The organism is Pseudomonas sp. ENNP23 (genome assembly GCF_001728945.1).
GTDB lineage: Bacteria > Pseudomonadota > Gammaproteobacteria > Pseudomonadales > Pseudomonadaceae > Metapseudomonas > Metapseudomonas otitidis.
The window spans coordinates 28,693-53,260 of record NZ_LYSP01000029.1; the positions used below are offsets into that span (position 1 = coordinate 28,693).

The window sequence follows — 24,568 nt, forward strand, 5'->3', positions numbered from 1 at the left end:
AAGTCCCCGTGGGGAGCCGAAAGGCTCCCTTTTTTTGCCTATGCCCAACGGTTACAGCCCGGGGACCTGGAACCGCACATCCCTGGGCTGAAGCCCAGGGTACGGGAGCAGCACAGGCGTAGGGGGGGCTTCAGCCCACCATCCGAGCCTGCCGCAGCACCGCTGGTGGATCGGTGAAGCGCGATCCACCCTACGGGTGCCGGTAACTGCGTAGGGTGGATAACGCTCTTTTTATCCACCAACCGAACTCACACCCGACACCGAAGCCTCCCGCTGTGGCATCTACACCTACCAGCCGCAGCCCGGGCTTCAGCCCGGGGACTTGGAGCCGCACATCCCTGGGCTGAAGCCCAGGCTACGGGAGCTGCCTAGGCGTAGGGTGGGCTTCAGCCCACCATCCGAGCCTGCCGCAGCACCGCCGGTGGATCGATGAAGCGCGATCCACCCTACGGGGGTCGGTCATTGCGTAGGGTGGATAACGCTCTTTTTATCCACCAACCGGACTTACACCCGACACCGAAGCCTCTCCCCATGGATCTACACCCGCCAGCCCCGGGCTACGGGAGCTGCGGAAGCGCGATCCACCCGGTGCGGCTGTTCCTGCACCTGCCCGGCTCATGAATTTCTCAATGGTCATCATGAAAATTCCTACTTGGCCGCCGCACCGGCTGCGGGTGCATCCTGCGCTTCCAGTCAGCGCCATCCCCAGGGAGGAGAAGCCATGAAAACCGTCGCCCAGATGCTTCACGCCAAGCCTCGCCAGCAGGTCCACACCATCGAGGCCGATGCCCCGATGCTCGAGGCCCTGCGCCTGATGGCGGAACAGAACATCGGCGCCCTGCCGGTCACCGAAGGCGGTCGCCTGGTAGGCATCGTCAGCGAGCGTGACTACGCCCGGCGCGGCGTGCTCCAGGGGCGTTCCTCGGTGGCGACGCCGGTGCGCGAGTTCATGACCGAGCCGGTGTTCACCGTCCACGCCCGGCAGAGCATCCGCGAGTGCATGTCGCTGATGACCGACCGCCACATGCGTCACCTGCCGGTGGTGGAAGACGGCCAGTTGATCGGCCTGCTGTCCATCGGCGACCTGGTGAAGGAAGCCATGGCCGAGCAGGACAACCTGATCCAGCACCTGGAGCAGTACATCCGCGGCGAAGTGGCCTGAGGCCGGTCAGAGGTCCTCGTCCTGCACCACCCGCACCTCGCCGGCGTCCATCGCATAGGCGGCGTCGGCCAGGTCGTTGCTGACCGGCTCCACCTTGAGCGTGCCGCTCACCCAGAGCGGGGTGTAGATATCGTCCAGGGCGATGCCCCTGGGGAAGCGCACCAGCACGATCTGGTTCGGCGGCGGCGGTGGTACGTGGATGCAGGCGCCCGGGTAGGGCACGAGGAAGAACAGCGTGTTGTGCCCCTTGGCGTCAGTCTCCAGCGGCACCGGGTAGCCCCCCAGGCGGATCTTCTTGCCGTTGAGCGTGGCCACCGTCTTCGCCGAATACATCACCGCCGGCAGGTCCTTGTCCTGCTGCTTCAGCCCGCCCTTGTTGGTGAAGGTGCCTTCGCCTTCGGGGGTGTTGTGGCTGATGTCCGGCATCTCTTCCAGGGCCTTGCGGTCCTCCGGGGGCATCAGCTCCAGCCAGTCGGTCTCGGGGAGCTGTGCGTGGGCCAGGGCGCTGCACAGCAGCAGGGGAAGCAGCAGGGTACGGCGCATGGGACGGGCTCGCGGGCGGGAAACAGGCGCTAAGACTAGCCGCGCCCGTTCCCGGTTCCCAGCCCTCAGCCTTTCTTGATGGCGCTGTAGATCATCAGCAGGACGATGGCGCCCACCACCGCACCGATGAAGCCCGCTCCCTGCCCGGCGCGGTAGATGCCCAGCGCCTGGCCGCCGTAGGTGGCGGCGATGGAACCGCCGATGCCCAGCAGGATGGTCCAGATCCAGCCCATGCTGTCGTCGCCCGGTTTGAGGAAGCGTGCGACCAGGCCGACGATCAGGCCGATGAAAAGCGTTCCGATGAGCCCCATGGCAGTCACTCCTGAATCCTGAATGAAAAAGGGCGTGTCCGTGGACACGCCCTTGATCAGACAGCAGCGCAGCGGCAGGGGTTCAGCCGGCGATCAGCGCCTCGACCTCGGCGATGCGCGCCTTCAGGGTCGGCAGGTCGGCGCTGCGCAGGGTGGCGTGGCCGACCTTGCGCCCGGCCTTGAAGGCCTTGCCGTAGTGGTGCAGGTGGCAGTCGCCGACGGCGATCACCTTCTCCACCGGCGGCACGTCGCCGATGAAGTTGAGCATGGCGCTCTCGCCCACCTTGGCGGTGGAACCCAGTGGCAGGCCGGCGACGGCGCGCAGGTGGTTCTCGAACTGGCTGCACTCGGCGCCTTCGATGGTCCAGTGGCCGGAGTTGTGCACGCGCGGGGCGATCTCGTTGGCCTTCAGGCCGCCGTCCACTTCGAAGAATTCGAAGGCCAGCACACCGACGTAGTCCAGCTCGCGCAGCACACGGCCGACGTAGTCCTCGGCCAGGGCCTGCAGCGGGTGGTCGGTGCTGGCGATGGACAGGCGCAGGATGCCGTTCTCGTGGGTGTTGTGCACCAGCGGGTAGAAGCGCGTCTCGCCGTCGCGGGCACGCACCGCCACCAGGGACACTTCGCCGGTGAAGGGCACGAAGCCTTCGAGGATGCAGGGCACGCTGCCCAGCTCGGCAAAGGCGCCGGCCACGTCCGCCGGGCTGCGCAGAACCTTCTGGCCCTTGCCGTCGTAGCCCAGGGTGCGGGTCTTCATCACCGCCGGCAGGCCGATGGCGGCCACGGCGGCGTCCAGGTCCGCCTGGGACTGGATGTCGGCGAACTCGGGGGTGGGGATGCCCAGGTCCTTGAACATCGACTTCTCGAACCAGCGGTCACGGGCGATACGCAGGGCATTGGCCGAGGGGTAGACCGGCACGAACTGGGAGAGGAAGGCCACGGTCTCGGCCGGTACGCTCTCGAACTCGAAGGTCACCAGGTCCACTTCGTCGGCCAACTGGCGCAGGTGGTACTGGTCGCCGTAGTCGGCGCGGATGTGCTCGCCGAGCGCCTGGGCGCAGGCGTCGGGAGCCGGGTCGAGGAAGGCGAAGTCCATGCCCAGCGGGGTGCCCGCCAGGGCCATCATGCGGCCGAGCTGGCCGCCGCCGATCACGCCGATCTTCATGGGTCAGGCCTCGCGCGGGTCCGGGTTGTCGAGCACCGAGCGAGTCTGCTCGTCGCGGAAGGCCTTCAGCGCCGCGTGGTACTGCGGGTGCTGGTGGCCGAGGATGCTGGCGGCCAGCAGGGCGGCGTTGACCGCGCCGGCCTTGCCGATGGCCAGGGTGGCGACCGGGATGCCCGCCGGCATCTGCACGATGGAGAGCAGCGAGTCGACGCCCGAGAGCATGGACGACTGCACCGGCACACCGAGCACCGGCAGGTGGGTCTTGGCCGCGCACATGCCCGGCAGGTGGGCGGCACCACCGGCACCGGCGATGATCACCTGGATGCCACGGGCCTCGGCCTCTTCGGCGTACTGGAACAGCAGGTCCGGGGTGCGGTGGGCGGAGACCACCTTCACTTCATAGGGGATGCCCAGCTTGTCCAGCATCTCGGCGGTGTGGCTGAGGGTGCTCCAATCGGACTTGGAGCCCATGATCACGCCTACCAGTGCGCTCATCGTCGTACCTCATCAAGGGTCGAAAACCAACAAGCCACGCTCAAGGGCGTGGCTTGTCTGCGATGTGGGCCGGCGTGCGCTGCCGGCCGAAGGCCGCGCAGTATACCGCAAAGGCGGGCGCGGTAATCACCCGCCTCGACCGTCCGTCATGCGGTGCCCGCCAAGGGCCGGAACCTTGTCCCAGCGCAAGGTTTGTCACGCTCGGCGCGGCACACTCCCAGGCTCCACAGCCAGGAGGTGAACGCCATGAACCAGACCATGAAAGCCGCCGTCGTCCATGCCTTCGGCGAACCGTTGCGGATCGAGGAAGTGAAGGTGCCGCTGCCCGGCCCCGGCCAGATCCTGGTGAAGATCGAGGCCTCCGGCGTCTGCCACACCGACCTCCACGCCGCCGAGGGCGACTGGCCGGTGAAGCCCGCCCTGCCCTTCATCCCCGGCCATGAAGGCGTCGGCTACGTCGCCGCCGTCGGCAGCGGCGTCACCCGCGTCCGCGAAGGCGACCGGGTCGGCGTGCCCTGGCTGTACACCGCCTGCGGCTGCTGCGAACACTGCCTGACCGGCTGGGAAACCCTCTGCGAAGGCCAGCAGAACACCGGCTACTCGGTGAACGGTGGCTACGCCGAATACGTGCTGGCCGACCCGAACTACGTCGGGCTGCTACCCAAGGACGTCGAGTTCGACGAGATCGCACCGATCCTCTGCGCCGGCGTCACCGTCTATAAAGGCCTCAAGGTCACCGGCGCCCGCCCCGGCCAGTGGGTGGCCATTTCCGGCATCGGCGGCCTCGGCCACGTGGCCGTGCAGTACGCCCGCGCCATGGGCCTGCACGTGGCGGCCATCGACGTCGACGACGCCAAGCTCGACCTGGCCCGCAAGCTCGGCGCCAGCCTGACCATCAACGCCCGCAACGAGAACCCCGCCGAGGTGATCCAGCGCGACATCGGCGGCGCCCACGGCGTGCTGGTCACCGCCGTGTCCAACAGCGCCTTCGGCCAGGCCATCGGCATGGCCCGTCGCGGCGGCACCGTGGCCCTGGTGGGCCTGCCCCCGGGCGACTTCCCCACGCCGATCTTCGACGTGGTGCTCAAGGCCATCAGCATCACCGGCTCCATCGTCGGCACCCGCGCCGACCTGCAGGAAGCGCTGGACTTCGCCGGCGAAGGCCTGGTGAAGGCCACCATCCACAAGGACTCGATGGACAACATCAACGGCATCTTCGACCAGATGCGCGCCGGCAAGATCGAAGGCCGCATCGTCATCAACCCCTGACCCGCCGGGGCCGGCTCAGCCGGCCCCTCCTCCTTCCAGCGTCGCCCCCAGCCCGCCCTCCAGCTTGCGCCACAGCAGGCGGATGGCCGCCTTGCGCACCAGCGCGCAGCGGTACAGGCGGATCTCCAGCGGCACGTGCCAGTGCGGCCCGCCGCACACCACCAGGTCCCCCCGCGCCAGCGCCGCCTCGGCACTGAAGCGCGGCACCCAGGCCACGCCCAGGCCCTGCAACGCCATGCTCTTGAGGCTGTCGGCCATCGCCGTCTCGTACACCGTGGTGGAACGCAGGGCCCGCTGGCGCAGCAGCAGGTTCACCGAACGCCCGAGGAAGGCCCCGGCGCTGTAGGCCAGCAGCGGCACGCTCTGCCCGCTGTCCAGCTCGTAGAGCGGCTTGCCCTCGGCATCCACCGCGCACACCGGCAGCATCTCGGTGCGCCCCAGGCTCATGGACGGGAACAGTTCCGGGTCCATCTGCAGTGCCGCGTCCGGGTCATAGAAGGCCAGGATCAGGTCGCAGCCCCCCTCCCGCAGCGAGTGCACCGCCTCCCCCACGTTGGTGGCGATCAGGCGGCTGGAGATGTTCAGCCCCTCGGCCCGCAACCGGGCGATCCACTGCGGGAAGAAACCCAGCGCCAGGGAGTGGGCCGCGGCGAACTGCAGCACCTCGCCCTGCTGGCCCTCCAGATGGTGCAGGCGGCGCACCACCTCCCCCAGTTGCTCCACCAGGCTGCGCGCGGTGACCAGAAACAGCTGACCCGAGTCGGTCAGCTCGATCGGCGTGCGCGAGCGGTTCACCAGGGTCAGCCCCAACGCCGCCTCCAGGCTGCGGATGCGCCGGCTGAACGCCGGCTGGGTGACGAAGCGCCGCTCGGCGGCCTGGGAGAAGCTGCGGGTGTTGGCCAGGGCGACGAAGTCCTCCAGCCATTTGGTTTCCAGGTTCATGGGGCCTTCCAGGGAATGCTCGATTTTGGTGCACACGCTTGCCAGCGAAGCGGCGTCACACCTGCATTATGCCGATTGTGCATAGGGCAGCGAATAACAGCATTGGTCTAAAAATGCCTGGAGCCTTAGATTAGCGGGCATCGCGGCACTAGCCGTGTTCTTCCAGAGATGAATCGCATCATGTCCGCTGCTGCATCCTTCCGCGTCGAAAAAGACCTGCTCGGCACCCTCGAAGTTTCCGCCGATGCCTATTACGGCATCCAGACCCTGCGCGCCGTGCAGAACTTCCGCCTTTCCGGAGTGCCCCTGTCGCACTACCCGAAACTGGTCGTCGCCCTGGCCATGGTCAAGCAGGCCGCCGCCGACGCCAACAAGCAGCTCGGCCACCTGCCGGCCGACAAGCACGCCGCCATCACCGAGGCCTGCGCCCGCCTGATCCGTGGCGAGTACCACGACCAGTTCGTGGTGGACATGATCCAGGGCGGTGCCGGCACCTCCACCAACATGAACGCCAACGAGGTCATCGCCAACATCGGCCTCGAAGCGATGGGCAAGCAGAAGGGCGAGTACAAGTACCTGCACCCGAACAACGACGTGAACATGGCGCAGTCCACCAACGACGCCTACCCCACCGCCATCCGCCTCGGCCTCCTGCTGGGCCACGACGCCCTGCTGGCCAGCCTCGACAGCCTGATCCAGGCCATCGCCGCCAAGGGTGAAGAGTTCGCCCATGTGCTGAAGATGGGCCGCACCCAGCTGCAGGACGCCGTGCCCATGACCCTGGGCCAGGAATTCCACGCCTTCGCCACCACCCTGGGCGAGGACCTGGACCGCCTGCGTCGCCTGGCACCCGAGCTGCTGACCGAAGTGAACCTGGGCGGCACCGCCATCGGCACCGGCATCAACGCCGACCCCGGCTACCAGAAGCTGGCCGTCGAGCGCCTGGCCGAAATCAGCGGCCAGCCGCTGAAGCCCGCCGCCGACCTGATCGAAGCCACCTCCGACATGGGCGCCTTCGTGCTGTTCTCCGGCATGCTCAAGCGCACCGCGGTCAAGCTTTCGAAGATCTGCAACGACCTGCGCCTGCTCTCCAGCGGCCCGCGCACCGGCATCAACGAGATCAACCTGCCGGCGCGCCAGCCGGGCAGTTCGATCATGCCCGGCAAGGTCAACCCGGTGATCCCGGAAGCGGTCAACCAGGTCGCCTTCGAAGTGATCGGCAACGACCTGGCCCTGACCCTCGCCGCCGAAGGCGGCCAGTTGCAGTTGAACGTGATGGAGCCGCTGATCGCCTACAAGATCTTCGACTCGATCCGCCTGCTCCAGCGCGCCATGGACATGCTCCGCGAGCACTGCATCGTCGGCATCACCGCCAACGAAGAGCACTGCCGCCGCCTGATGGAGAACTCCATCGGCCTGATCACCGCGCTCAACCCCTACATCGGCTACGAGAACTCCACCCGTATCGCCAAGGAGGCCCTGATCAGCGGCCGCGGCGTACTGGAACTGGTTCGCGAAGAGAAGCTGCTGGACGACTCCATGCTGGCGGACATCCTCCGCCCGGAAAACATGATCGCCCCGCGCCTCGTACCGCTGAAGGCCTGAGCCTTACCGTCTCACCAGGAGGGGCGTAGCCCCTCATTCCAGAGGATGGTCGTCTGACCATCCTTTTTTTTGCCTGTGGAAAAGTACCCCACTCGGCCAAACGCAGGGTGGGCTTCAGCCCACCATCGGAGACCGCCGCAGCACCGCTGGTGGATCGATGAAGCGCGATCCACCCTACGGGTGCTGGTCATTGCGTGGGGTGGACAACACTCTTTTTATCCACCGACCGGACTTACACCCGACACCGAAGCCTCTCCCCGTGGATCTACACCCGCCAGCCGTAGCCCGGGCTTCAGCCCGGGAATTTGGAGTCGAACATCCCTGGGCTGAAGCCCTGGCTACGGGGGCTGCCGAGGCGTAGGGTGGGCTTCAGCCCACCATCCGGACCCGCCGCAGCTCCGCTGGTGGACCGATGAAGCGCGATCCACCCAATGGGTGCCGATCATTGCGTAGGGTGGATAACGCTCTTTTTATCCACAGACCGGACTTACACCCGACACCGAATCCCCTCCCCGTGGATCTACACCCGCCAGCCCCGTAGCCCGGGCTTCAGCCCTGGAATTTGGAGCCGAACATCCCTGGGCTGAAGCCCAGGCTACGGGAGCTGGCGCAGACGTAGGGGGGCTTCAGCCCACCATCCGAGCCTGCCGCAGCTCCGCTGGTGGACCGATGAAGCGCGATCCACCCAATGGGTGCCGATCATTGCGTAGGGTGGATAACGCTCTTTTTATCCACCGACCGGACTCACACCCGACACCGAAGCCCCCTGTGGCATCTACACCTGCCAGGCCCGGCGCAACACCCGCACCGCCTCGGCGATCTCCGGCTCGGGCACGGCGGCGAAGCCCAGCACCAGCCCGGCGCGGTTATCCACAGGCTCGTCACTGTCTTCCAGCCAATAGCCGCTCAACCCGTTCATCTCCACCCCCGCCGCCCGCGCGGCGTCCAGCAGCGCCTGCTCCCGCGCCAGGCTGTCGACGCGGATGCACAGGTGCAGCCCCGCCTCCACCGCCGGCATCGGCGCGCAACCGGGAATCGCCGCCGGCCAGTCCCGCAGCAAAGCATCGCGACGCGCCCGGGCGGCCTGGCGCATGCGCCGGACATGGCGCTGGAAGTGCCCGGCGGCGATGAACTCCGCCATCACCGCCTGGGTGCCGATCTCCGAATGGCGCATGTCCAGGGCCAGCCGCCGGGCGAAGGGCTGGGCCAGGGCCGGCGGCAGCACCAGGTAGCCCAGGCGCAGGGCCGGGAAGGCGATCTTGCAGAAGGTGCCGACGTAGAGCACCCGCCCCTGCCGGTCCAGCGAGGCCAGGGGTGCCAGCGGCACTCCGCTGTAGCGGTACTCGCCGTCGTAGTCGTCCTCGATGATCCAGCCGCCCTCGCGCTCGGCCCACTCCAGCAGCTCCAGGCGCCGCGCCAGGGACAGGGTCACCCCCGTCGGGTACTGGTGGGACGGCGTCAGGTACACCAGCCGGCAGTTATCCACAGCCGGCAGCGCCGCGCAGACCAGCCCCTCGTTGTCCACAGGCACCCCCACCACCTGCGCACCTGTCACCGCAAAGGCGTGGCCCGCCGCGCGATAGCCGGGGTTTTCCACAGCCACCCGGTCCCCCGGCTGCACCAGCAACTGCGCACAGAGGCTGATGGCCTGCTGCGCACCGCAGGTGATCACCACCTGCTCCGCATCGCAGGCCAGGCCCCGGCTGCTGCGCAGGTAGGCCGCCACCAGCTCGCGCAGGCCGCGGTCGCCCGCCGGGTCGCCATAGCCCAGGCGCGCCAGCGACGGCTTGCGCCAGAAGCGCGCCGACAGTCGTGCCCAGGTCTCGAAGGGAAACAGGTCGAAGGCCGGCACGCCGATGCGAAAGGCACGGGGCGCGCGCTCCGGCGAAGCCGGCAGGTGATGCCGCTCCAGGCGCTCCAGGGCCAGGCTCGGCGCCGGCCCGGGCGGTTCGGGCAGGGCCATCGGCGGGCTTGTGGATAACTCCACCACATAGGTGCCGTCGCCCACCCGCCCCTCCACGTAGCCCTCGGCGTAGAGCTGGTCGAAGGCACGGGTCACGGTGTTGCGGGAGATGCCCAGCAGCGCCGCCAGGTCGCGACTGGCGGGCAAGCGCGTGCGGCTGCCCAGGCGCCCGTCGAGGATGCGTTCGCGCAACGCCTCGTAGAGCTGCCGAGACAGCCCCCGCGCTGGGTCCAGGCGGATACCGGAGAGGTCGACAGGCAAGGGTGGCGTGGCGGTCATGGCGGCCTCGATTGGCTCTATGAAAGTGGCGGCCAATGGATCTTACACAAGGCCAATTCCCTGCCTAGCATGAAGCCATCGCCAAGGAGACCGACCATGTACTGCCCCGCCGCCTTCCGCCAGGACGACCTGGCCCAGCTCCACACCCAGATCGATGCCAGCGGCCTCGCGCTGCTCACCAGCGCCGGCCCCCAGGGCCTGCAGGCGAGCCACCTGCCGCTGCTGCTGGCCCCCGGCGAAGGCGAGTTCGGCACCCTCTACGGCCACTTCGCCCGGGCCAACCCGCACTGGCGCGACCTGGCCGCCGGCAGCGAAACCCTGGTGGTGTTCAGCGGGCCGGACGCCTACGTCCACCCCGGCTGGTACCCGGGCAAGGCCGAGCACGGCAAGGCGGTGCCCACCTGGAACTACATCGCCGTGCACGCCTGGGGTCAGGCCGAGGTGTTCGACGACCCCGAACGCCTGCTGGCCCTGGTGCGCCAGCTCAGTGACCGCCACGAAGCACGCCAGGCCCACCCCTGGTCCGTGGACGAAGCCCCGGCCGACTACCTGGCCAGCATGCTGCGTGCCATCGTCGGCTTCGCCCTGCCGATCCGCCGCCTGGAAGGCAAGTGGAAGCTCGGCCAGAACCGTTCCGCTGCCGACCAGGCCGGTGTCCGCGCCGGCCTGGAGGCCTCCGCCGACCCGCGCGACCAGGCCCTGGCGGCCCGGTTGCAGCCCACATCCTGACCCTCAACCGAGCCCACAAGGATGCCCCATGAGCCTCGATATCCGCCCCGTCACCGCTGATGACCACGCCGCCTGGCTGCCCCTCTGGCAGGGCTACCAGCGCTTCTACAAGACCGAGATCCCCGAAGCCACCAGCGCCGTCACCTGGCAGCGCTTCCTCGACCCGGCCGAACCCATGCACGCCGCCCTCGCCTGGCAGGACGGCCGCGCCGTCGGAATGGTGCACTGCATCGACCACCGCAGTTGCTGGACGGTGGGCAACTACTGCTACCTGCAGGACCTGTTCGTTGCCGAGGGCCTGCGCGGCGCCGGCATCGGCCGCGCGCTGATCGAATACGTCTACGCCCGCACCGGGGCCGCCGGCGGCTCGCGGGTGCACTGGCTGACCCACGCGACCAACACCGACGCCATGCAGCTCTACGACCGCATCGCCGACCGTTCCGGCTTCGTCCAGTACCGCAAAGTCCTGTGAGGACCGCCCCATGACCGACCTCAGCCACTGGCAACCCCGCCCCACCCCCGACCACCGCGCCCTGCCCGGGCGCTTCGTGCGCCTGGAAGCCCTCGACCCGGCGCGCCATGGCGACGACCTCTGGCACGCCCTGCAAGGGCCTGGCCACGACCCGGCGCTGTGGAACTACCTGCCCTACGGCCCCTTCCCCGAGCGCGCGCCCTTCGACACCTGGCTCGCCGGCCACGCCGCCAGCCGCGACCCGCTGTTCTACGCCGTCGTCGACCTGGCCAGCGGCCGCGTCAGCGGCCTGCTCAGCTACCTGCGCATCGCCCAGAAGGACGGCGCCATCGAGATCGGCCACATCGCCTTCGGCCAGGCCATGCAGCGCTCGCCGGCCTCTACCGAAACGGTCTGGCTGCTGGCCCGCCACGCCTTCGACGACCTCGGCTACCGCCGCCTGGAATGGAAGTGCAACGCCGCCAACGCCCGCTCCATGCGCGCTGCCGAACGCCTGGGGTTCCGCTACGAAGGGCTGTTCCGCCAGCACATGGTCACCAAGGGCCAGAACCGCGACACCGCCTGGTTCTCCATCATCGACGGCGAATGGCCCGCCGTGCGCGGCGCCTTCGAAGCCTGGCTGGCTGTGGATAACTTCGACGGCGAAGGCCGCCAGCGCCGCCGGCTGGAGGACGTGCGAGGGGCATAGCCCGCTACTTCGGCTCAACACTCACTATCAGGGACTCCGCCACGCTAACGTATGGCACCTCACGACAAGGACATCCCATGCTGCACAGCATCGAGTTGAAAACCTTTGTCCCGGCACGGGACTTTCTCCTCAGCCAGGATTTCTACAAGGCCCTGGGCTTCAAACCAGGCTGGTCGGATGATCAGCTCGCCTACTTCAGTCACGGTGAACACTGCGCGTTCCTGCTCCAGAACTTCTACATAAAGGAACAGGCCGAGAATTTCGTCATGCATCTGTTGGTAGAAGAAGTCGATGCCTGGTGGGAACAGATCAACGGCGCACGCCTGGATGAGTGCTTCGGTACACGCCTGATCCCTCCGCAAGACCAGCCCTGGGGCATGCGCGAGTTCATGGTGTTTGATCCCAGCGGCGTGCTCTGGCGCATCAGCCAGAACATCGAGCCGCCTCGCCAGCCCTGAGCAGGCACTGCCGGACGCGATCCCCTCGATAGAGCGCCGCAGGATGCGCTGAGGCCATGAAGCGCATCGCGTCGCGGCCAGGTGATGGCACCACGGATGGCCTTGGCGCTCGGATCGATGGGCTTCGCTGCGCTCAGCGCCATCCTACGAGGGCCGATTGAGGCGTTCGGCACCCACCGTCGGTGGATCGGTGAAGCGCGATCCCCCCTACGCCTCCGGTTGGTTCTTGGGCGAACCGTAGGATGCGCTGAGGCCACGAAGCGCATCGCGTCGCGGCCAGGTGATGGCACCACGGATGGCCTTGGCGCTCGGATCGATGGGCTTCGCTGCGCTCAGCGCCATCCTACGGGTGCGTATTGAGGCGTTCGGCACCCACCGTCGGTGGATCGGTGAAGCGCGATCCCCCCTACGTCTCCGGTTGGTTCTTGGGCGAACCGTAGGATGCGCTGAGGCCACGAAGCGCATCGCGTCGCGGTCAGGTGATGGCACCACGGATGGCCTTGGCGCTCGGATCGATGGGCTTCGCTGCGCTCAGCGCCATCCTACGGGGGCCGATTGAGGCGTTCGGCACCGCACCCGACGTCTCCGGTTGGCCCTCGGGCGGACCGTAGGATGCGCTGAGGCCACGAAGCGCATCACGTCGCGGCCAGGCGGTGGCACGGCGTGTGGTGCGGGGGTCAATTGACCCGGCAGGCGCCTTCGGAGAGGCGTTCCAGGAAGCGGTCGCGCAGGCGGCTTTCGCCGTCGAACTCGGCGGCCGGCGGGCCTTTATGGGCGGGGTCGGTGAAGGACAGGTTCACCAGCAGGCGGTAGACCTGGTAGCGCTCGCGCACCGGGCGTGAGCCGGGGCAATCGTGAAAATAGTCGGTGCGGGTCACCTGCTCGCGCCGGCAGTTCTGGTCGTCGAGGCGGTCGCCGTAGCGCTCGGTGCCCTTGAGGTAGCGCTTGCCGTCGCAGTTGAGGACGCTCACGGTGCGGGTGCAGTAGCCCGGTGCGGTGCAGGACTCCTGGCGATCGCGCTCGGTCTGCAGTTCGCGCTCCTCGCGCCAGCGGGCCTTGATGTCGTAGTTCAGCCCGGCCTCGCGGCCGTCGATGAAGAACGAGCGCTTGCCGTAGGCGCTGCGCGGCACGTCGATGCTGACGTCGTCGCGTTCGTCCTTCAGGCGCAGGGTGCCGAAGAGGCTCGGCGTAGGGCTGAATTCCAGCTCCTTGTGGCCCTGGTGCAGGGTGGCCTCGTCGTTCAGGCGCAGCACCTGGCTGTCGCGGGTGAACAGGTAGCCCTTGCCCTTGACGCCGCCGCCGCAGCCGGCGAGCAGGAGTCCGGCGAGCAGCAGCACGAGGGCACGGGCGAGGGAGCGGGGGTTACGGAGAACGTCCATGGTCGGGGGGTCCTTGAAGCGGGTGGGTCAGTCGATTTCGAACAGGTTGTTCTGCAGCGGCCCGACCTGCAGGCGGCGGCGGATGTCCTCGTCGATGCGCGGGTCGTCCGGGCGATAGAGCATCACCTGGCGGTAGGCGCTGACGCGGTTGATCTCCGGCCCCAGGTATTCCCACACCACGCGGGTGCAGGCGGGGTTGCGCCGGTCGCCGCTGGAGACGCCGGTCTTGAGGCCGTTGAGGCGGGTGATGCGGCTCTTGAAGCTGGGGATGAGGATGGTCTGGCTCATCTCGTTGAGGGTGAGCGACTCGAAGTCGGCGAGGAACAGCCGGTCCTGCAACTGGAACGCCGCACCGAGGTAGCGGCAGCGCACCCAGTCCTCGGCCTCGACGTTGGACGAGCTGGAGCGCTCCTGGCGTTCCTGGCGCTCGAACAGGAAGGTGCCGCGCTCCTCCCACAGGTGCACCAGCGACAGCAGGATGGTGCCGGGCACCGACATGCAGTTGGAATATTCGAAGTAGTAACCGCAGTAGCGCGACAGGTCGCCGGCGTGCTCGCGCAGGGGGCGCAGCATCTGCATCAGCGGGTCGTCGCTGGGGGCGGCGCTGTCGTGGGGGCGGCGGGCGCCGATCAGGCGGGCGAACTGCTCCGGTGGCAGGCCCAGTTCGTAGTCCTCGACGCCGAAGAAATCACCGATGCGCTTGAGGTTGTACGCCGTCGGCGCGCTCTGCCCGCTGAGGTACTTGTTGAACTGCGCGCGGTTGATCGACAGTTTGCGGCAAACCTCCGAGATAGAGCGGTAGTGGCTGCACAGCAACTTCAGGTTGGCACCCAGATTGTTCGACAATTGCCGGCCCTCCAGCTGACGCGAGCGGCGCGATTATAGCGTCAACTCGCAACAAGTGGTTACAGGCTGCGAAATTGCCCAGCCGAGGCCCTTCCTCAAACATGCCCACCTTTCCAGGCGCAGCGCCGTCAATACCCGCTGCCGCTCCCAACAACAACAAACTGGATCAGGTGAAACGCCATGCTCGATCTGCTCAATGACTTCCTGTGGGGCAAACTGCTGATTGTGGTCCTCGTGGGCCTCGGACTCTTCTTCACCATTGCCTCGCGCTTCGTCCAGCTGCGCTACTTCGGCGACATGTTCCGCATCTTCGGCCAGGCGCTGCAGCGCAAGGAAGGCCAGCTCAGTTCGTTCCAGGCCCTGATGCTTTCCGTAGCCGGCCGTGTCGGCGCCGGCAACATCGCCGGTGTGGCCGTGGCCATCATGCTCGGCGGCCCGGGCGCAGTGTTCTGGATGTGGGTGGTGGCCCTGCTGGGCATGGCGACCAGCTACTTCGAGTGCTCCCTCGCGCAGCTGTACAAGCGCCGCGAAGCGGACGGCACCTACCGTGGCGGCCCGGCCTTCTACATCCTCCACGGCCTCGGCCAGCGCTGGCTGGCGGTGATCTTCTCGTTCCTGCTGCTGGTGACCTTCGGCTTCGGCTTCAACGCCGTGCAATCCTTCACCGTGGCCACCTCGCTGCATGACACCTTCGGCCTGCCCACCTGGATCAGCGGCATCGCCCTGGTCGGCGTGATCGGCCTGATCGTCTTCGGCGGCATCAAGCGCATCGCCGGCATGGCTGACGTGCTGGTTCCGGTGATGGCCGGCGGCTACATCCTCATGGCCCTGGTGATCATCGGCATGAACCTGTCCGAGGTTCCGGCCACCCTGGCCCTGATCGTCAAGAGCGCCTTCGGCCTCGAGCCGGCCTTCGCCGGTGGCGTCGGTGCAGCCATCATCATGGGCGTCAAGCGCGGCCTGTTCTCCAACGAAGCCGGCCTGGGCAGTGCGCCCAACGTGGCGGCCGTTGCCGAGGTCAAGCACCCTGCGGCCCAGGGCATCGTGCAGTCCCTCAGCGTGTTCATCGACACCCTGCTGATCTGCACCAGCACCGCGCTGATCATCCTGCTCTCCGGCGTCTACCAGCCGGGCAGCGAAATGGCCGGTGTGGTCCTCACCCAGGCGGCCCTGGCGGCCGAAGTGGGCGAGTGGGGCCGCATCTTCGTGAGCATGGCGCTGCTGCTCTTCGTCTTCACCACCCTGGTCTACAACTACTACCTGGGTGAGAACGCCCTGAGCTTCTTCAGCTCCAAGCGCGCCCTGCTGATCGTCTACCGCGCGCTGGTCATGGCGCTGGTGCTGTGGGGTTCCATGCAGGACCTGTCCACCGTGTTCGGTTTCGCCGACGTCACCATGGGCCTGCTGGCCGTGGTCAACCTGGTGGCCATCACCCTGCTGTTCAAGGTCGGCATGCGCCTGATGCGTGACTACGACGCCCAAGTCAAGGCCGGCATCGACACCCCGGTGTTCGACGCCAGCAAGTTCGCCGACCTGGATCTGGACCGCGCCGCCTGGCCGACCCGCCCGGCCAGCGAAGCGGCCCCGCAACAGGCCCCGGCCGGCCTGGCGGAAAGCCACCGCTAAGCACACACCTCGCGTCACCGGATGCCGCTTCTCCGCCCTGCGGGGAAGCGGCATCTTCGTATCAGGCACAGGTTTTTCTGGTGGGATCGGCTCGCGTTCGCGGCCGGATTCAGCGTTATGCTGGCCCACCGTTTTATCCCCGAGGGAACAGGACACGGCATGAGCGCAGTCAAGAACCTCTTCGTCCTCTATACCGGCGGCACCATCGGCATGCTGCAGAGCGCCCAGGGCCTGGCCCCAGCCGGCGGCTTCGAGGCGCGCATGCGCGAGCACCTGGCGAGCCAGCCCGAGGCGCCGGCCCTGGACTTCACCTTCGCCGAGATGCTGCCCCTGCTGGACAGCGCCAACATGACCCAGGCCCAGTGGCTGGCCATGCGCGACGTCATCGTCGATGCGGTGCGCGAAGGCGGGCACGACGCCGTGCTGCTGCTGCATGGCACCGACACCCTGGCCTACAGCGCCGCGGCCCTGAGCTTCCAGCTGCTCGGCCTGGGCGTGCCGGTGGTGCTCACCGGCTCCATGCTGCCGGCCGGTGCCGAGGGCAGCGACGCCTGGCCCAACCTGTGCGGCGCCCTGGCGGCCCTCGCGGCTGGCGTGGCGCCCGGCGTGCACCTGTGGTTCAACGGTGCGCTGATGCACGGTGCCCGGGTCAGCAAGCTGTACAGCGAGGCGCTGGATGCCTTCACCGTGTTGCCGCGCCCGCGCCACGGCGAGCACGCCCCGGTGCCTGCCGAGCTGGGCTTCGCCGTCCGTCGCCAGCCGGTCAACCTGGCGGTGGTGCCGCTGTTCCCCGGCCTGCAGGCCGCGCACCTGCGGGCCCTGCTGGGCAGTGGCGTGCAGGGCCTGCTGCTGGAGTGCTACGGCAGCGGCACCGGCCCGTCGGACAACGCCGAGCTGCTGCAGGTGCTGCGCGAGGCGCGCCAGCGCGGCGTGGTGCTGGCGGCCATCAGCCAGTGCCCGGCCGGGCATGTGGAGTTCGGTGTCTACGCCGCCGGCAGCCAACTGGCCGCCAGTGGCCTGGTGTCGGCCGGCGGCATGACCCGCGAGGCCGCCCTGGCCAAGCTGTTCGCCCTGATTGGCGCCGGCCTGGACGCCGAGGCGACGGAACGCTGGTTCGCCCTGGACCTGTGCGGCGAACGCGCCGAGTAACCCCCGCAGGGGCCTGCCCGGGCCCCTCACCATGCCCCGCGCGGCCGTCTGCGCCGCGCCAATCCGCCGCATTCAAAAACGCCGCCCGAACCACCACCATGACGCGCGCAAAGGCCCCGTCCAGAGCGGCCTGTTCGACCTTGGTATAGAAGTCGCCCCGCGCCGCAGCCCCTAGACTGCGCGCCTTCCTCCCCCACCCTGAAGCCCTGAGGTTTTCCTCCATGTACCCTGATCGCGTACGCCTGCCCTCGTTGTTGGACAAGGTCATGAGTGCGGCCGAGGCCGCGGCCCTGATCGAAGACGGCATGACCGTCGGCATGAGCGGCTTCACCCGCGCCGGTGAAGCCAAGGCCGTGCCTCGCGCCCTGGCCGAGCGCGCCAAGGCCTCGCCGCTGCGCATCACCCTGATGACCGGCGCCAGCCTGGGCAACGACCTCGACAAGCAGCTCACCGAGGCCGGCGTACTGGCGCGGCGCATGCCGTTCCAGGTGGACAGCACCCTGCGCAAGGCGATCAACGACGGCAGCGTGATGTTCATCGACCAGCACCTGTCGGAAACCGTCGAGCAACTGCGCAACCACCAGCTCAAGCTGCCGGACATCGCCGTGATCGAGGCCACCGCCATCACCGAGCAGGGCCACATCGTGCCGACCACCTCGGTGGGCAACTCGGCCAGCTTCGCCATCTTCGCCAAGCGGGTGATCGTGGAGATAAACCTCTCTCACCACACCAACCTGGAAGGACTGCACGACATCTACATCCCGACCTACCGCCCGACCCGCACGCCGATCCCGCTGACCCGTGTGGACGACCGCATCGGCAGCACCGCGATCCCGATCGACCCGGCGAAGATCGCCGGCATCGTCTTCACCAACCAGCCCGACTCGCTGTCCACCGTGCTGCCGCCGGACCACGAGACCCAGGCCATCGCCGACCACCTGATCGCCTTCTTCGGCCGTGAAGTGGCCGACGGCCGCATGAGCAACAACCTCGGCCCGCTGCAGGCCGGCATCGGCAGCATCGCCAACGCGGTGATGTGCGGCCTGATCGACTCGCCCTTCCAGGACCTCACCATGTATTCCGAGGTGCTGCAGGACTCCACCTTCGACCTGATCGACGCCGGCAAGCTGCGCTTCGCCTCGGGCAGCTCCATCACCCTCTCCGCGCGCCGCAACGCCGACGTGTTCGGCAACCTGGAGCGCTACAAGGACAAGCTGGTGCTGCGCCCGCAGGAGATCTCCAACCATCCCGAAGTGGTGCGGCGCCTGGGCATCATCGGCATCAACACCGCCCTGGAGTTCGACATCTACGGCAACGTCAACTCCACCCACGTCGGCGGCACCAGGATGATGAACGGCATCGGCGGCTCGGGTGACTTCGCCCGCAACGCCCACCTGGCGATCTTCGTCACCAAGTCCATCGCCAAGGGCGGTGCCATCTCCAGCGTGGTGCCCATGGTCAGCCACGTGGACCACACCGAGCACGACGTCGACATCCTCGTCACCGAACAGGGCCTGGCGGACCTGCGCGGCCTGGCGCCGCGCGAGCGCGCACGGGTCATCATCGACAACTGCGTGCATCCGGATTATCGTCCGGCGCTCGATGCGTACTTCACCGCCGCCTGCGCCAAGGGCGGGCACACCCCGCACCTGCTCCGCGAGGCCATGGCCTGGCACATCAACCTGGAAGAAACCGGCCGCATGCTGGCCAGTTGAGCCCCTTCCGAATGGCCTTCTACCTGACAAACAGGTCAAAAAACTGCATCAGGTAAAAGGCCAACTGTACTGCTCCAAACCCCTGCCAAAAGTTACTTCCTCAGAGGAAAATCCGGTTTCCCGTTGAATGCCGAGGGTTTCAACGGGTGACCGGTACAGCTAACTAAAATTTTACCAATACAGTTAGTTAGCTTGCTTTCTAGTAGCCCTACAATTTTCGGTAGCTGTGACTACTGAGTCGGCTGTTCCGGCTAGAAAATAGCCACCAGACAACCCCTCTAGCCCCGCCACAAGCGGGAAGGAAGCACCGCCATGGAACGTACCCTCAGTTCCGACCTGATCTTCAACTCCCACGAGTCGAGCGCCAAAGCCTCCTGGCCGCTGCGCGTCATCTCCACCCTGCTGCTGTGGCAGCGCCGCATCGCCAGCCGTCGTCAACTGGCCATGCTGGACGCCCGCCTGCTGGCCGACGCCGGCATCAGCGAAGCGCAGCGTGAAATGGAGCTGAACAAGCCCTTCTGGCGTTGAGCCAGCGCGGCGCAAGCCGCACCGCAGTACCGACAGAACCCGCCGCTCAGCCGGCGGGTTTTCGTTTTTACGGCCCCGGGAAACCGGACGCTGGTACAGATGTGCCGGATACGGGCGTAACAGTTCGCGAATATCCGCACCTGGACCCGTACAATTCCACCCCGCTGTGCCTGCCCACGCTCCCCCCACCGCGCGACCATGGACTGCCCCACCTCAACAGGGAAGCCACCACCATGGAACGCCACCTCCACGCCCGCCCCGCCCCACTGCCGCCCACACCGAGTGCGCCGCTGTTCCTGCGCCTGTACGCCCGCGTCGTCGAGTGGCAGCGCAACGCCCGGACCCGCTGCCAGTTGGCCCAGCTCAACGCCCAGCAACTGGCCGACATCGGCCTCAGCGAAAGCGACCGGCGCGTCGAGCTGGACAAGCCGTTCTGGCGCTGAGGCGCGCCCCGGCGGTCATCTGCTCTGCCGCTGCGCTGGGCCCTGTGCGAAAATCGGCGCCGCCCCGCTCCGGGGCATCGTGTCGATGGGACGCCCCGAGGGGCGTCCCCCTGCCGTACAGGAGTTTCCCCATGCCCTCGTTCCGCCTGCTCGGTGCCGCTGCGCTCCTGGCCTTCTCCAGCGCCACCTTCGCCTCCAGCCTTGCCGTGACCACCGACTCCCTGGCCGGCGCCCTCAGCGCCAGCGCCGACACCACTTCGGACGCCTCCTCCTCCCTGCGCGACAGCAAGCTGGTACGCGCCGCCCGTGACGACGCCGCCAGCTTCGTCGCCAGCGAAGGCGCCATTCGCGGTGCCCGCCTGGAAGCCGCCCTGGTACACATCCGCACCCAGGCCCCGCAACTGCAGGCCAGCGACCTGCAACTGGCCGAAGCCATCCTCGCCCTCTGAGGCACCCGATCGGCGCCACCCGGTTCACAGCCGCGACAGCAGGCTATGGCCGCGCCTGGCGCCTTTCGCTAGCCTTTGCGCCCGCCGCGCCGGTGCCGCTGCGCTTGCGCTGAACCGGGCGGCCGCCTTGACGTCCAATGACCCGTACAGTTTTCACCTCCGGAGACCCTCCATGCGTCGCACGCTGATCGTCGCTGCCACCGCCCTCACCCTGTTCACCGGCATCGCCCAGGCCCAGACCCTGGTCGCCACCAGCAACATCGTCGTCCGTGCACTGGGCCGCAGCATCGACTTCACCTCCGACACCACCACCTCCATCCGCGACATGAAGGTGATCCGCGAGGCCCGCGACGACGCTGCCAGCTTCGTCGCCAGCGAAGGCGCCATCCGTGGCGTGCAGCTCGAAGCCGCCTTCGACACCCTGCGCACCCGCCTGCCGGAAGCCCGCGAGGCCAGCGACGAAACCCTCGCCCAGGCCATCCTCGCCCTCTGAAGCGGCGCCCTTGAGCCTGCGTCTGTGGCGCCTCGGCGCGCTTGGCCTGGCCGCCCTGCTGGCCTGCGCCAGCGCCCGTGCCGACCTGCGCCTGGCGCTGAAGACCGACGGCCTCGACGCCGCCCAGCGCCAGGCCAGCCAGGCCCTGCTCGACGAAGCCCTGCAGAAGCTGCCGCCGCGCTTCATCGAACGCCTCGACCGCCAGGTGGAAGTCACCTGGGCCGATGACCTGCCGGACAACGCCTACGGCCGCGCCACCCGCATCGACGCCCTCGACCTCAACCGCGCCCTGCTGCCCGCCCTCGCCGATGGCAGCGCCGCCCGCGAGAAGACCACGCGCCCCCACGGCACCGTGCGCCGCGAACTGCTGGCCACCGTGCTCCACGAGCTGACCCACCTCTACGACCGCGCCCACTACCGCGACGCCGCCCATCGCAGCCTCGGCTTCCGCTGCCGCAGCGCCCAGGCCAGCACCGGCGCCGTCGGCCTGCGCAGCGAGTGCCGCGGGCAGACCGCCCGCCGCTTCACCTTCAGCGACGACCCGCGCCTGCTGGACCTCGCCGGCTGGCCCCAGCGCGTCGGCCAGCGCGGCGAGCGGGAAGCGGACAACCACCAGGCCGCCCGCAGCCCCGACCTCTACGAGCTGACCAACCCCCGGGAATTCGTCGCGGTGAACATGGAGTACTTCCTCCTCGACCCCGACTACCGCTGCCGGCGCCCCGCGCTGTACCGCTACTTCCGCGACCACTTCGGCTGGGCCCCGGACGCCGCCGGCACCTGCGCCAGCGAACTGGCCTACCTCAACGCTGGGCGCGACTTCGGCCGCGAACCCCTGGGGCGCCTCGACCCCGATCGGGTCTACGAAGTGGACTACCTGTTCGCCGAAGCCAACGACAACTGGGCCAGCCGCTGGGGCCACACCATGCTGCGCCTGGTCATCTGCGCCCCCGGTCGCCCGCGCGGCCCGGACTGCCGGCTCGACCTCGACCAGCACCTGGTGCTCTCCTACCGCGCCTTCGTCGGCGACGTGCAGCTCTCCAGTTGGGACGGCCTTACCGGCGCCTACCCCTCGCGGCTGTTCGTCCTGCCGCTGGCCCAGGTGATCGACGAGTACACCAAGGTGGAAATGCGCAGCCTCGCCTCCGTGCCCCTGCGCCTGGACCGCGAGCAGGTCCACAACCTGGTGGAGCGCGCCGCCGAAATGCACTGGAGCTACGACGGCAACTACTGGTTCCTCTCCAACAACTGCGCCGTCGAGACCCTCAAGCTGCTGCGCAGCGGCACCGCCGACCCGCGCCTGGACGACCTCGACAGCATCATGCCCAACGGCCTACTCGCCGTGCTGGAAGGGCGCGGCGTGGCCGACCCCAGCCCCCTGCGCGACCCGAAGGAAGCCCTGCGCCTGGGCTACCGCTTCGACTCCTTCCGCGACCGCTATCAGGCCATGTTCGACATCGCCCGCCAGCGCCTGGGGCTGCCCGAGGCCGACGTGGAAACCTGGCTCGCCCAGGACGCCACCCGCCGCCGCCCATACATCGAACACGCCGACCTGCGCGGCAGCGCCGCCCTGCTGCTGCTGGAGCAGGCCGCCATGCGCCGGCAGATGCTGCTCGCCCAGGACGACCTCAAGCGCCGCTACCTGGACAACCGCGCCACCCTCGGCCAGACCGAGTTCTCCCGCGCTGGCGGCACCCTCGAACAGATCCTCGCCAACAGCGGCTTCCTCAGCCGCCCGGCCGACCTGCTGCAAGGCAGCGGCTACGGCCTGCCCCAGGCCAGCGAATGGCAGCGCCTGCAGGAAGAGAGCGCCAACCGCCAGCGCACCCTGCGCCAGCTCACCGACAGCCTCGACCGTGAACTGCGCGAACTGATCGACCCGCGCATCCTCACCGAACTCGACGCCACCCAGGCCAACCTCGACCAGCTCGGCGCCCACCTGCGCCAGTTGCACAAAGCCGCCGGCGGCCTCGAACTGCCCTGAGCCCGCTCCCACAGGTGCAGGGTGGATCGCACGCCACAGCCACGACCAACAGCCCCGAAGGATGGCGCTGAGCGCAGCGATGCCCATCAGGCCGAGCGCAACATGTGGTGCCATGACCTGATATGGACGCGATGCGCTTCGTGCCTCAGCGCATCCTACGGATCCTGCCCAGCCCGACCGGGGTGCAGGCGGCGGGAGTTGGTGGATGCGAAGAGCGGCATCCACCCTAAGCGACCAGGCAGCACCAACCGTAGGGGGGATCGCGCTTCACCGATCCACGCGGTCCCGTGCCAAAGCCTCGGTCAACGCCCCCGTAGGATGGTGCTCAGACCGTAGCCCGGACTTCAGTCCGGGAATGCCCAGCGCCGCTCCCGGGCTGAAGCCCGGGCTACAGCCGTACGCTTCATACATCCACGCACCCTGCGCCAAAGCCTCGGCCAACGCCCCGTAGGATGGCGCTGAGCGCAGCGAAGCCCATCAAGCCGGGCGCAACATGTGGTGCCACCGCCTGGCCGCGACGTGATGCGCTTCGTAGCCTCAGCACATCCTACGGGTCGTGTACAGCCCGACCGGGGGGTGGGCGGTGGGAGCTGATGGATTCCAGCCTACGCGGTGGGCGGCATTTTTACGTGGTTTCCTACAGCGTGGGATGAGGACGTTGGGGGAAATGGGTGGGTGTGCCTCCGTACAATCCGATTCCCCTGTGATCACGTTGTTTGGCCTGGTTCGGCTCTCTAGTGTCCGTCGCCGGTGCTCAACACACCTCTCACTTGGCGGTCCTCCGCACCCGATAGTCGCGGCGCTGGTCAAACAGCGGTCGTTCTGGCCGGGTAGCGCGCAGCCATAAAAGACTCCTTCGGGGGGAAATCTGCGGGCCGTTCCAAGTGCGGTGTTGAAGTACCCGGCCGCCCTCTCAACAAGGGCCCTCTCAACGACACTTGGAGATGCACTCATGAATGAGCTGCTCGACGACACCCCCATCCTCCAACCCCGTGTCTTCATCCGCCATCGCCGCCAGTTGCGGGCCTTTCTGCTGGATGACCAGGCCTGGTTCTGCGTGCGCGACCTGGGGCGGCTGATGCAGCACCCGCTGCTGGAGGACCGCATCCGCGCCAATCTCGATCCGGACCAGTGGCGCTGGGCCTGGTACCCGGACGGCGGCGGGGTGGCGGAGGAAGGTTTGCTGGTGAGCGAGTCGGCGGCCTATGGGGCGCTGATCCACTACTACCACCCGGAGAACCGCAGCATCCGCCAGTGGCTCACCCAGGAGGTGGTGCTGACGCTGCGCAGCGAGTGCCGGGGCGACCCGGTGCAGCCCCGGCAGGTGCAGCTCCACGGCACGGGCCAGCCGGTCAGCGTGCTGGAGTGGCAGGGCCGGGTCTGGGTGCCCTGTGGGGAACTGCCGAGGGTGCTGGCCGTGCGCTGATGGGGCGCTGTAGATAACTCACAGCGCCTCTTCCTGCTCCTCCGGCAGGTGCGGGTCGAGGGTCACCCAGGGCAGGCGGCTGCGCACCCAGATGTGGCGGTCGGCCGGGGCCTGGTGGACGTCGTCGAGGGTGGCCACGGTGACGTCGAGGCTGTCCGGGCTGAGGCTGGTGTAGAGCGCCAAGTGGCAGCCGCAATGGCCACAGAAGTAGCGGCTGCAGGTGGCGGAGGAGCGGTACTCGGCCGGCTGCCCGTGGAGCCAGGTGAACGCCGCGCGGGGCACGGTGATCCAGGTGGTCACCAGGCCGCCGGTGATGCGCCGGCAGTCGCTGCAGTGGCAGTGGGCGATGTCGGCCAGGGGGGCGTCGAAGCGGTAGCGCAGGCGGCCGCAGTGGCAGCCGCCGGTGTGTACGGTGGTCATGGCGTGCTCCTTGGCAAAGGCGCAGCCTAGCG

The 24,568-nt window shown here is 68.1% G+C and carries 25 protein-coding genes; 16 read left to right on the top strand and 9 right to left on the bottom strand.

Annotation, left to right across the window (positions count from 1 at the left end; all coding sequences use genetic code 11):
• Positions 1 to 721 precede the first annotated feature (721 nt).
• Positions 722 to 1,162, top strand: coding sequence for a CBS domain-containing protein (locus tag A9G05_RS16760; RefSeq protein WP_069562051.1), 441 nt, complete (start codon positions 722 to 724; stop codon positions 1,160 to 1,162).
• Positions 1,163 to 1,168: 6 nt separating this feature from the next.
• Here the strand turns inward: A9G05_RS16760 and A9G05_RS16765 are convergent, their stop codons facing one another.
• The 4 genes from A9G05_RS16765 to purE form a co-directional block, all read right to left on the bottom strand.
• Entirely contained in the window at positions 1,169 to 1,705 is a 537-nt protein-coding gene (locus tag A9G05_RS16765; RefSeq protein ID WP_069562052.1) for a DUF3299 domain-containing protein, read from the bottom strand.
• Between the two features lie 65 nt (positions 1,706 to 1,770).
• On the bottom strand, positions 1,771 to 2,016 hold the full coding sequence (locus tag A9G05_RS16770) for a GlsB/YeaQ/YmgE family stress response membrane protein (RefSeq protein ID WP_069562053.1): 246 nt from the start codon (positions 2,014 to 2,016) through the stop codon (positions 1,771 to 1,773).
• Between the two features lie 82 nt (positions 2,017 to 2,098).
• The gene (locus A9G05_RS16775; protein ID WP_069562054.1) at positions 2,099 to 3,181 is read right to left on the bottom strand and encodes a 5-(carboxyamino)imidazole ribonucleotide synthase; all 1,083 of its coding nucleotides are present in this window, start codon (positions 3,179 to 3,181) and stop codon (positions 2,099 to 2,101) included.
• A gap of 3 nt (positions 3,182 to 3,184) precedes the next feature.
• A complete protein-coding gene (gene purE, locus A9G05_RS16780; RefSeq protein WP_069562055.1) occupies positions 3,185 to 3,676 on the bottom strand; it encodes a 5-(carboxyamino)imidazole ribonucleotide mutase in 492 nt (163 codons plus the stop codon).
• Positions 3,677 to 3,922: 246 nt separating this feature from the next.
• Between purE and adhP the strand changes: the two genes are divergently transcribed.
• Entirely contained in the window at positions 3,923 to 4,945 is a 1,023-nt protein-coding gene (gene adhP, locus A9G05_RS16785; protein WP_069562056.1) for an alcohol dehydrogenase AdhP, read from the top strand.
• Between the two features lie 15 nt (positions 4,946 to 4,960).
• Here adhP and A9G05_RS16790 read toward each other — a convergent pair whose 3' ends face one another.
• The gene (locus A9G05_RS16790) at positions 4,961 to 5,887 is read right to left on the bottom strand and encodes a LysR substrate-binding domain-containing protein (RefSeq protein ID WP_069562057.1); all 927 of its coding nucleotides are present in this window, start codon (positions 5,885 to 5,887) and stop codon (positions 4,961 to 4,963) included.
• 180 nt (positions 5,888 to 6,067) lie between these two features.
• On the opposite strand from A9G05_RS16790, the gene aspA reads away from it, so the two are divergent.
• Entirely contained in the window at positions 6,068 to 7,492 is a 1,425-nt protein-coding gene (gene aspA / locus A9G05_RS16795; protein ID WP_069562058.1) for an aspartate ammonia-lyase, read from the top strand.
• A 775-nt stretch (positions 7,493 to 8,267) separates the two neighbouring features.
• Here aspA and A9G05_RS16800 read toward each other — a convergent pair.
• Positions 8,268 to 9,734 carry a PLP-dependent aminotransferase family protein gene (locus A9G05_RS16800; protein WP_069562059.1) on the bottom strand — a complete coding sequence of 489 codons (1,467 nt, stop codon included), beginning with the start codon at positions 9,732 to 9,734 and terminating at the stop codon, positions 8,268 to 8,270.
• Between the two features lie 96 nt (positions 9,735 to 9,830).
• Here A9G05_RS16800 and A9G05_RS16805 point away from each other — a divergent pair, with 96 nt between their 5' ends.
• From A9G05_RS16805 to A9G05_RS16820, 4 genes are all read left to right on the top strand, one after another.
• Complete coding sequence (locus tag A9G05_RS16805; protein WP_069562060.1) at positions 9,831 to 10,463, top strand: FMN-binding negative transcriptional regulator; 633 nt, start codon at positions 9,831 to 9,833, stop codon at positions 10,461 to 10,463.
• A 28-nt stretch (positions 10,464 to 10,491) separates the two neighbouring features.
• Positions 10,492 to 10,935, top strand: coding sequence for a GNAT family N-acetyltransferase (locus A9G05_RS16810; protein ID WP_069562061.1), 444 nt, complete (start codon positions 10,492 to 10,494; stop codon positions 10,933 to 10,935).
• 10 nt (positions 10,936 to 10,945) lie between these two features.
• Positions 10,946 to 11,623: a GNAT family N-acetyltransferase gene (locus A9G05_RS16815; RefSeq protein WP_069562062.1), complete on the top strand. Its 678-nt coding sequence runs from the start codon at positions 10,946 to 10,948 to the stop codon at positions 11,621 to 11,623.
• A 77-nt stretch (positions 11,624 to 11,700) separates the two neighbouring features.
• On the top strand, positions 11,701 to 12,081 hold the full coding sequence (locus A9G05_RS16820; RefSeq protein ID WP_069562063.1) for a VOC family protein: 381 nt from the start codon (positions 11,701 to 11,703) through the stop codon (positions 12,079 to 12,081).
• A gap of 677 nt (positions 12,082 to 12,758) precedes the next feature.
• On the opposite strand, the gene A9G05_RS16825 is transcribed toward A9G05_RS16820, so the two are convergent.
• On the bottom strand, positions 12,759 to 13,460 hold the full coding sequence (locus A9G05_RS16825) for a hypothetical protein (protein ID WP_069562064.1): 702 nt from the start codon (positions 13,458 to 13,460) through the stop codon (positions 12,759 to 12,761).
• A gap of 27 nt (positions 13,461 to 13,487) precedes the next feature.
• Positions 13,488 to 14,306: a helix-turn-helix transcriptional regulator gene (locus A9G05_RS16830; RefSeq protein ID WP_069562065.1), complete on the bottom strand. Its 819-nt coding sequence runs from the start codon at positions 14,304 to 14,306 to the stop codon at positions 13,488 to 13,490.
• Positions 14,307 to 14,486: 180 nt separating this feature from the next.
• Between A9G05_RS16830 and A9G05_RS16835 the strand changes: the two genes are divergently transcribed.
• From A9G05_RS16835 to A9G05_RS16875, 9 genes are all read left to right on the top strand, one after another.
• Positions 14,487 to 15,932 (top strand): sodium:alanine symporter family protein, encoded by a 1,446-nt coding sequence (locus A9G05_RS16835; RefSeq protein ID WP_069562066.1) that lies wholly within the window; start codon positions 14,487 to 14,489, stop codon positions 15,930 to 15,932.
• 159 nt (positions 15,933 to 16,091) lie between these two features.
• Positions 16,092 to 17,081: an asparaginase gene (locus tag A9G05_RS16840; RefSeq protein WP_069562067.1), complete on the top strand. Its 990-nt coding sequence runs from the start codon at positions 16,092 to 16,094 to the stop codon at positions 17,079 to 17,081.
• A gap of 221 nt (positions 17,082 to 17,302) precedes the next feature.
• Positions 17,303 to 18,796: an acetyl-CoA hydrolase/transferase family protein gene (locus A9G05_RS16845; RefSeq protein ID WP_069562068.1), complete on the top strand. Its 1,494-nt coding sequence runs from the start codon at positions 17,303 to 17,305 to the stop codon at positions 18,794 to 18,796.
• Between the two features lie 312 nt (positions 18,797 to 19,108).
• Positions 19,109 to 19,324 (top strand): DUF1127 domain-containing protein, encoded by a 216-nt coding sequence (locus tag A9G05_RS16850; RefSeq protein ID WP_069562069.1) that lies wholly within the window; start codon positions 19,109 to 19,111, stop codon positions 19,322 to 19,324.
• A gap of 233 nt (positions 19,325 to 19,557) precedes the next feature.
• Positions 19,558 to 19,767, top strand: a complete 210-nt coding sequence (locus A9G05_RS16855; RefSeq protein ID WP_069562070.1) for a DUF1127 domain-containing protein — start codon at positions 19,558 to 19,560, stop codon at positions 19,765 to 19,767.
• 131 nt (positions 19,768 to 19,898) lie between these two features.
• Positions 19,899 to 20,216, top strand: a complete 318-nt coding sequence (locus tag A9G05_RS16860) for a DUF2388 domain-containing protein (RefSeq protein WP_069562071.1) — start codon at positions 19,899 to 19,901, stop codon at positions 20,214 to 20,216.
• 172 nt (positions 20,217 to 20,388) lie between these two features.
• Complete coding sequence (locus A9G05_RS16865; RefSeq protein ID WP_069562072.1) at positions 20,389 to 20,709, top strand: DUF2388 domain-containing protein; 321 nt, start codon at positions 20,389 to 20,391, stop codon at positions 20,707 to 20,709.
• 10 nt (positions 20,710 to 20,719) lie between these two features.
• Positions 20,720 to 22,690 carry a DUF4105 domain-containing protein gene (locus A9G05_RS16870; protein ID WP_371850574.1) on the top strand — a complete coding sequence of 657 codons (1,971 nt, stop codon included), beginning with the start codon at positions 20,720 to 20,722 and terminating at the stop codon, positions 22,688 to 22,690.
• Positions 22,691 to 23,642: 952 nt separating this feature from the next.
• Positions 23,643 to 24,116: a Bro-N domain-containing protein gene (locus tag A9G05_RS16875; protein ID WP_069562073.1), complete on the top strand. Its 474-nt coding sequence runs from the start codon at positions 23,643 to 23,645 to the stop codon at positions 24,114 to 24,116.
• A gap of 18 nt (positions 24,117 to 24,134) precedes the next feature.
• On the opposite strand, the gene A9G05_RS16880 is transcribed toward A9G05_RS16875, so the two are convergent.
• On the bottom strand, positions 24,135 to 24,536 hold the full coding sequence (locus A9G05_RS16880; RefSeq protein WP_069562074.1) for a GFA family protein: 402 nt from the start codon (positions 24,534 to 24,536) through the stop codon (positions 24,135 to 24,137).
• Between the last annotated feature and the right edge of the window lie 32 nt (positions 24,537 to 24,568).

What these genes read in the sequence shown, in the direction of transcription:
- A9G05_RS16760 (WP_069562051.1), top strand. Translation starts at nt 722, where the DNA reads ATGAAAACCGTCGCCCAGATGCTTCACGCCAAGCCTCGCCAGCAGGTC.
- A9G05_RS16765 (WP_069562052.1), bottom strand. Translation starts at nt 1,705, where the DNA reads ATGCGCCGTACCCTGCTGCTTCCCCTGCTGCTGTGCAGCGCCCTGGCC.
- A9G05_RS16770 (WP_069562053.1), bottom strand. Translation starts at nt 2,016, where the DNA reads ATGGGGCTCATCGGAACGCTTTTCATCGGCCTGATCGTCGGCCTGGTC.
- A9G05_RS16775 (WP_069562054.1), bottom strand. Translation starts at nt 3,181, where the DNA reads ATGAAGATCGGCGTGATCGGCGGCGGCCAGCTCGGCCGCATGATGGCC.
- purE (WP_069562055.1), bottom strand. Translation starts at nt 3,676, where the DNA reads ATGAGCGCACTGGTAGGCGTGATCATGGGCTCCAAGTCCGATTGGAGC.
- adhP (WP_069562056.1), top strand. Translation starts at nt 3,923, where the DNA reads ATGAACCAGACCATGAAAGCCGCCGTCGTCCATGCCTTCGGCGAACCG.
- A9G05_RS16790 (WP_069562057.1), bottom strand. Translation starts at nt 5,887, where the DNA reads ATGAACCTGGAAACCAAATGGCTGGAGGACTTCGTCGCCCTGGCCAAC.
- aspA (WP_069562058.1), top strand. Translation starts at nt 6,068, where the DNA reads ATGTCCGCTGCTGCATCCTTCCGCGTCGAAAAAGACCTGCTCGGCACC.
- A9G05_RS16800 (WP_069562059.1), bottom strand. Translation starts at nt 9,734, where the DNA reads ATGACCGCCACGCCACCCTTGCCTGTCGACCTCTCCGGTATCCGCCTG.
- A9G05_RS16805 (WP_069562060.1), top strand. Translation starts at nt 9,831, where the DNA reads ATGTACTGCCCCGCCGCCTTCCGCCAGGACGACCTGGCCCAGCTCCAC.
- A9G05_RS16810 (WP_069562061.1), top strand. Translation starts at nt 10,492, where the DNA reads ATGAGCCTCGATATCCGCCCCGTCACCGCTGATGACCACGCCGCCTGG.
- A9G05_RS16815 (WP_069562062.1), top strand. Translation starts at nt 10,946, where the DNA reads ATGACCGACCTCAGCCACTGGCAACCCCGCCCCACCCCCGACCACCGC.
- A9G05_RS16820 (WP_069562063.1), top strand. Translation starts at nt 11,701, where the DNA reads ATGCTGCACAGCATCGAGTTGAAAACCTTTGTCCCGGCACGGGACTTT.
- A9G05_RS16825 (WP_069562064.1), bottom strand. Translation starts at nt 13,460, where the DNA reads ATGGACGTTCTCCGTAACCCCCGCTCCCTCGCCCGTGCCCTCGTGCTG.
- A9G05_RS16835 (WP_069562066.1), top strand. Translation starts at nt 14,487, where the DNA reads ATGCTCGATCTGCTCAATGACTTCCTGTGGGGCAAACTGCTGATTGTG.
- A9G05_RS16840 (WP_069562067.1), top strand. Translation starts at nt 16,092, where the DNA reads ATGAGCGCAGTCAAGAACCTCTTCGTCCTCTATACCGGCGGCACCATC.
- A9G05_RS16845 (WP_069562068.1), top strand. Translation starts at nt 17,303, where the DNA reads ATGTACCCTGATCGCGTACGCCTGCCCTCGTTGTTGGACAAGGTCATG.
- A9G05_RS16850 (WP_069562069.1), top strand. Translation starts at nt 19,109, where the DNA reads ATGGAACGTACCCTCAGTTCCGACCTGATCTTCAACTCCCACGAGTCG.
- A9G05_RS16855 (WP_069562070.1), top strand. Translation starts at nt 19,558, where the DNA reads ATGGAACGCCACCTCCACGCCCGCCCCGCCCCACTGCCGCCCACACCG.
- A9G05_RS16860 (WP_069562071.1), top strand. Translation starts at nt 19,899, where the DNA reads ATGCCCTCGTTCCGCCTGCTCGGTGCCGCTGCGCTCCTGGCCTTCTCC.
- A9G05_RS16865 (WP_069562072.1), top strand. Translation starts at nt 20,389, where the DNA reads ATGCGTCGCACGCTGATCGTCGCTGCCACCGCCCTCACCCTGTTCACC.
- A9G05_RS16875 (WP_069562073.1), top strand. Translation starts at nt 23,643, where the DNA reads ATGAATGAGCTGCTCGACGACACCCCCATCCTCCAACCCCGTGTCTTC.
- A9G05_RS16880 (WP_069562074.1), bottom strand. Translation starts at nt 24,536, where the DNA reads ATGACCACCGTACACACCGGCGGCTGCCACTGCGGCCGCCTGCGCTAC.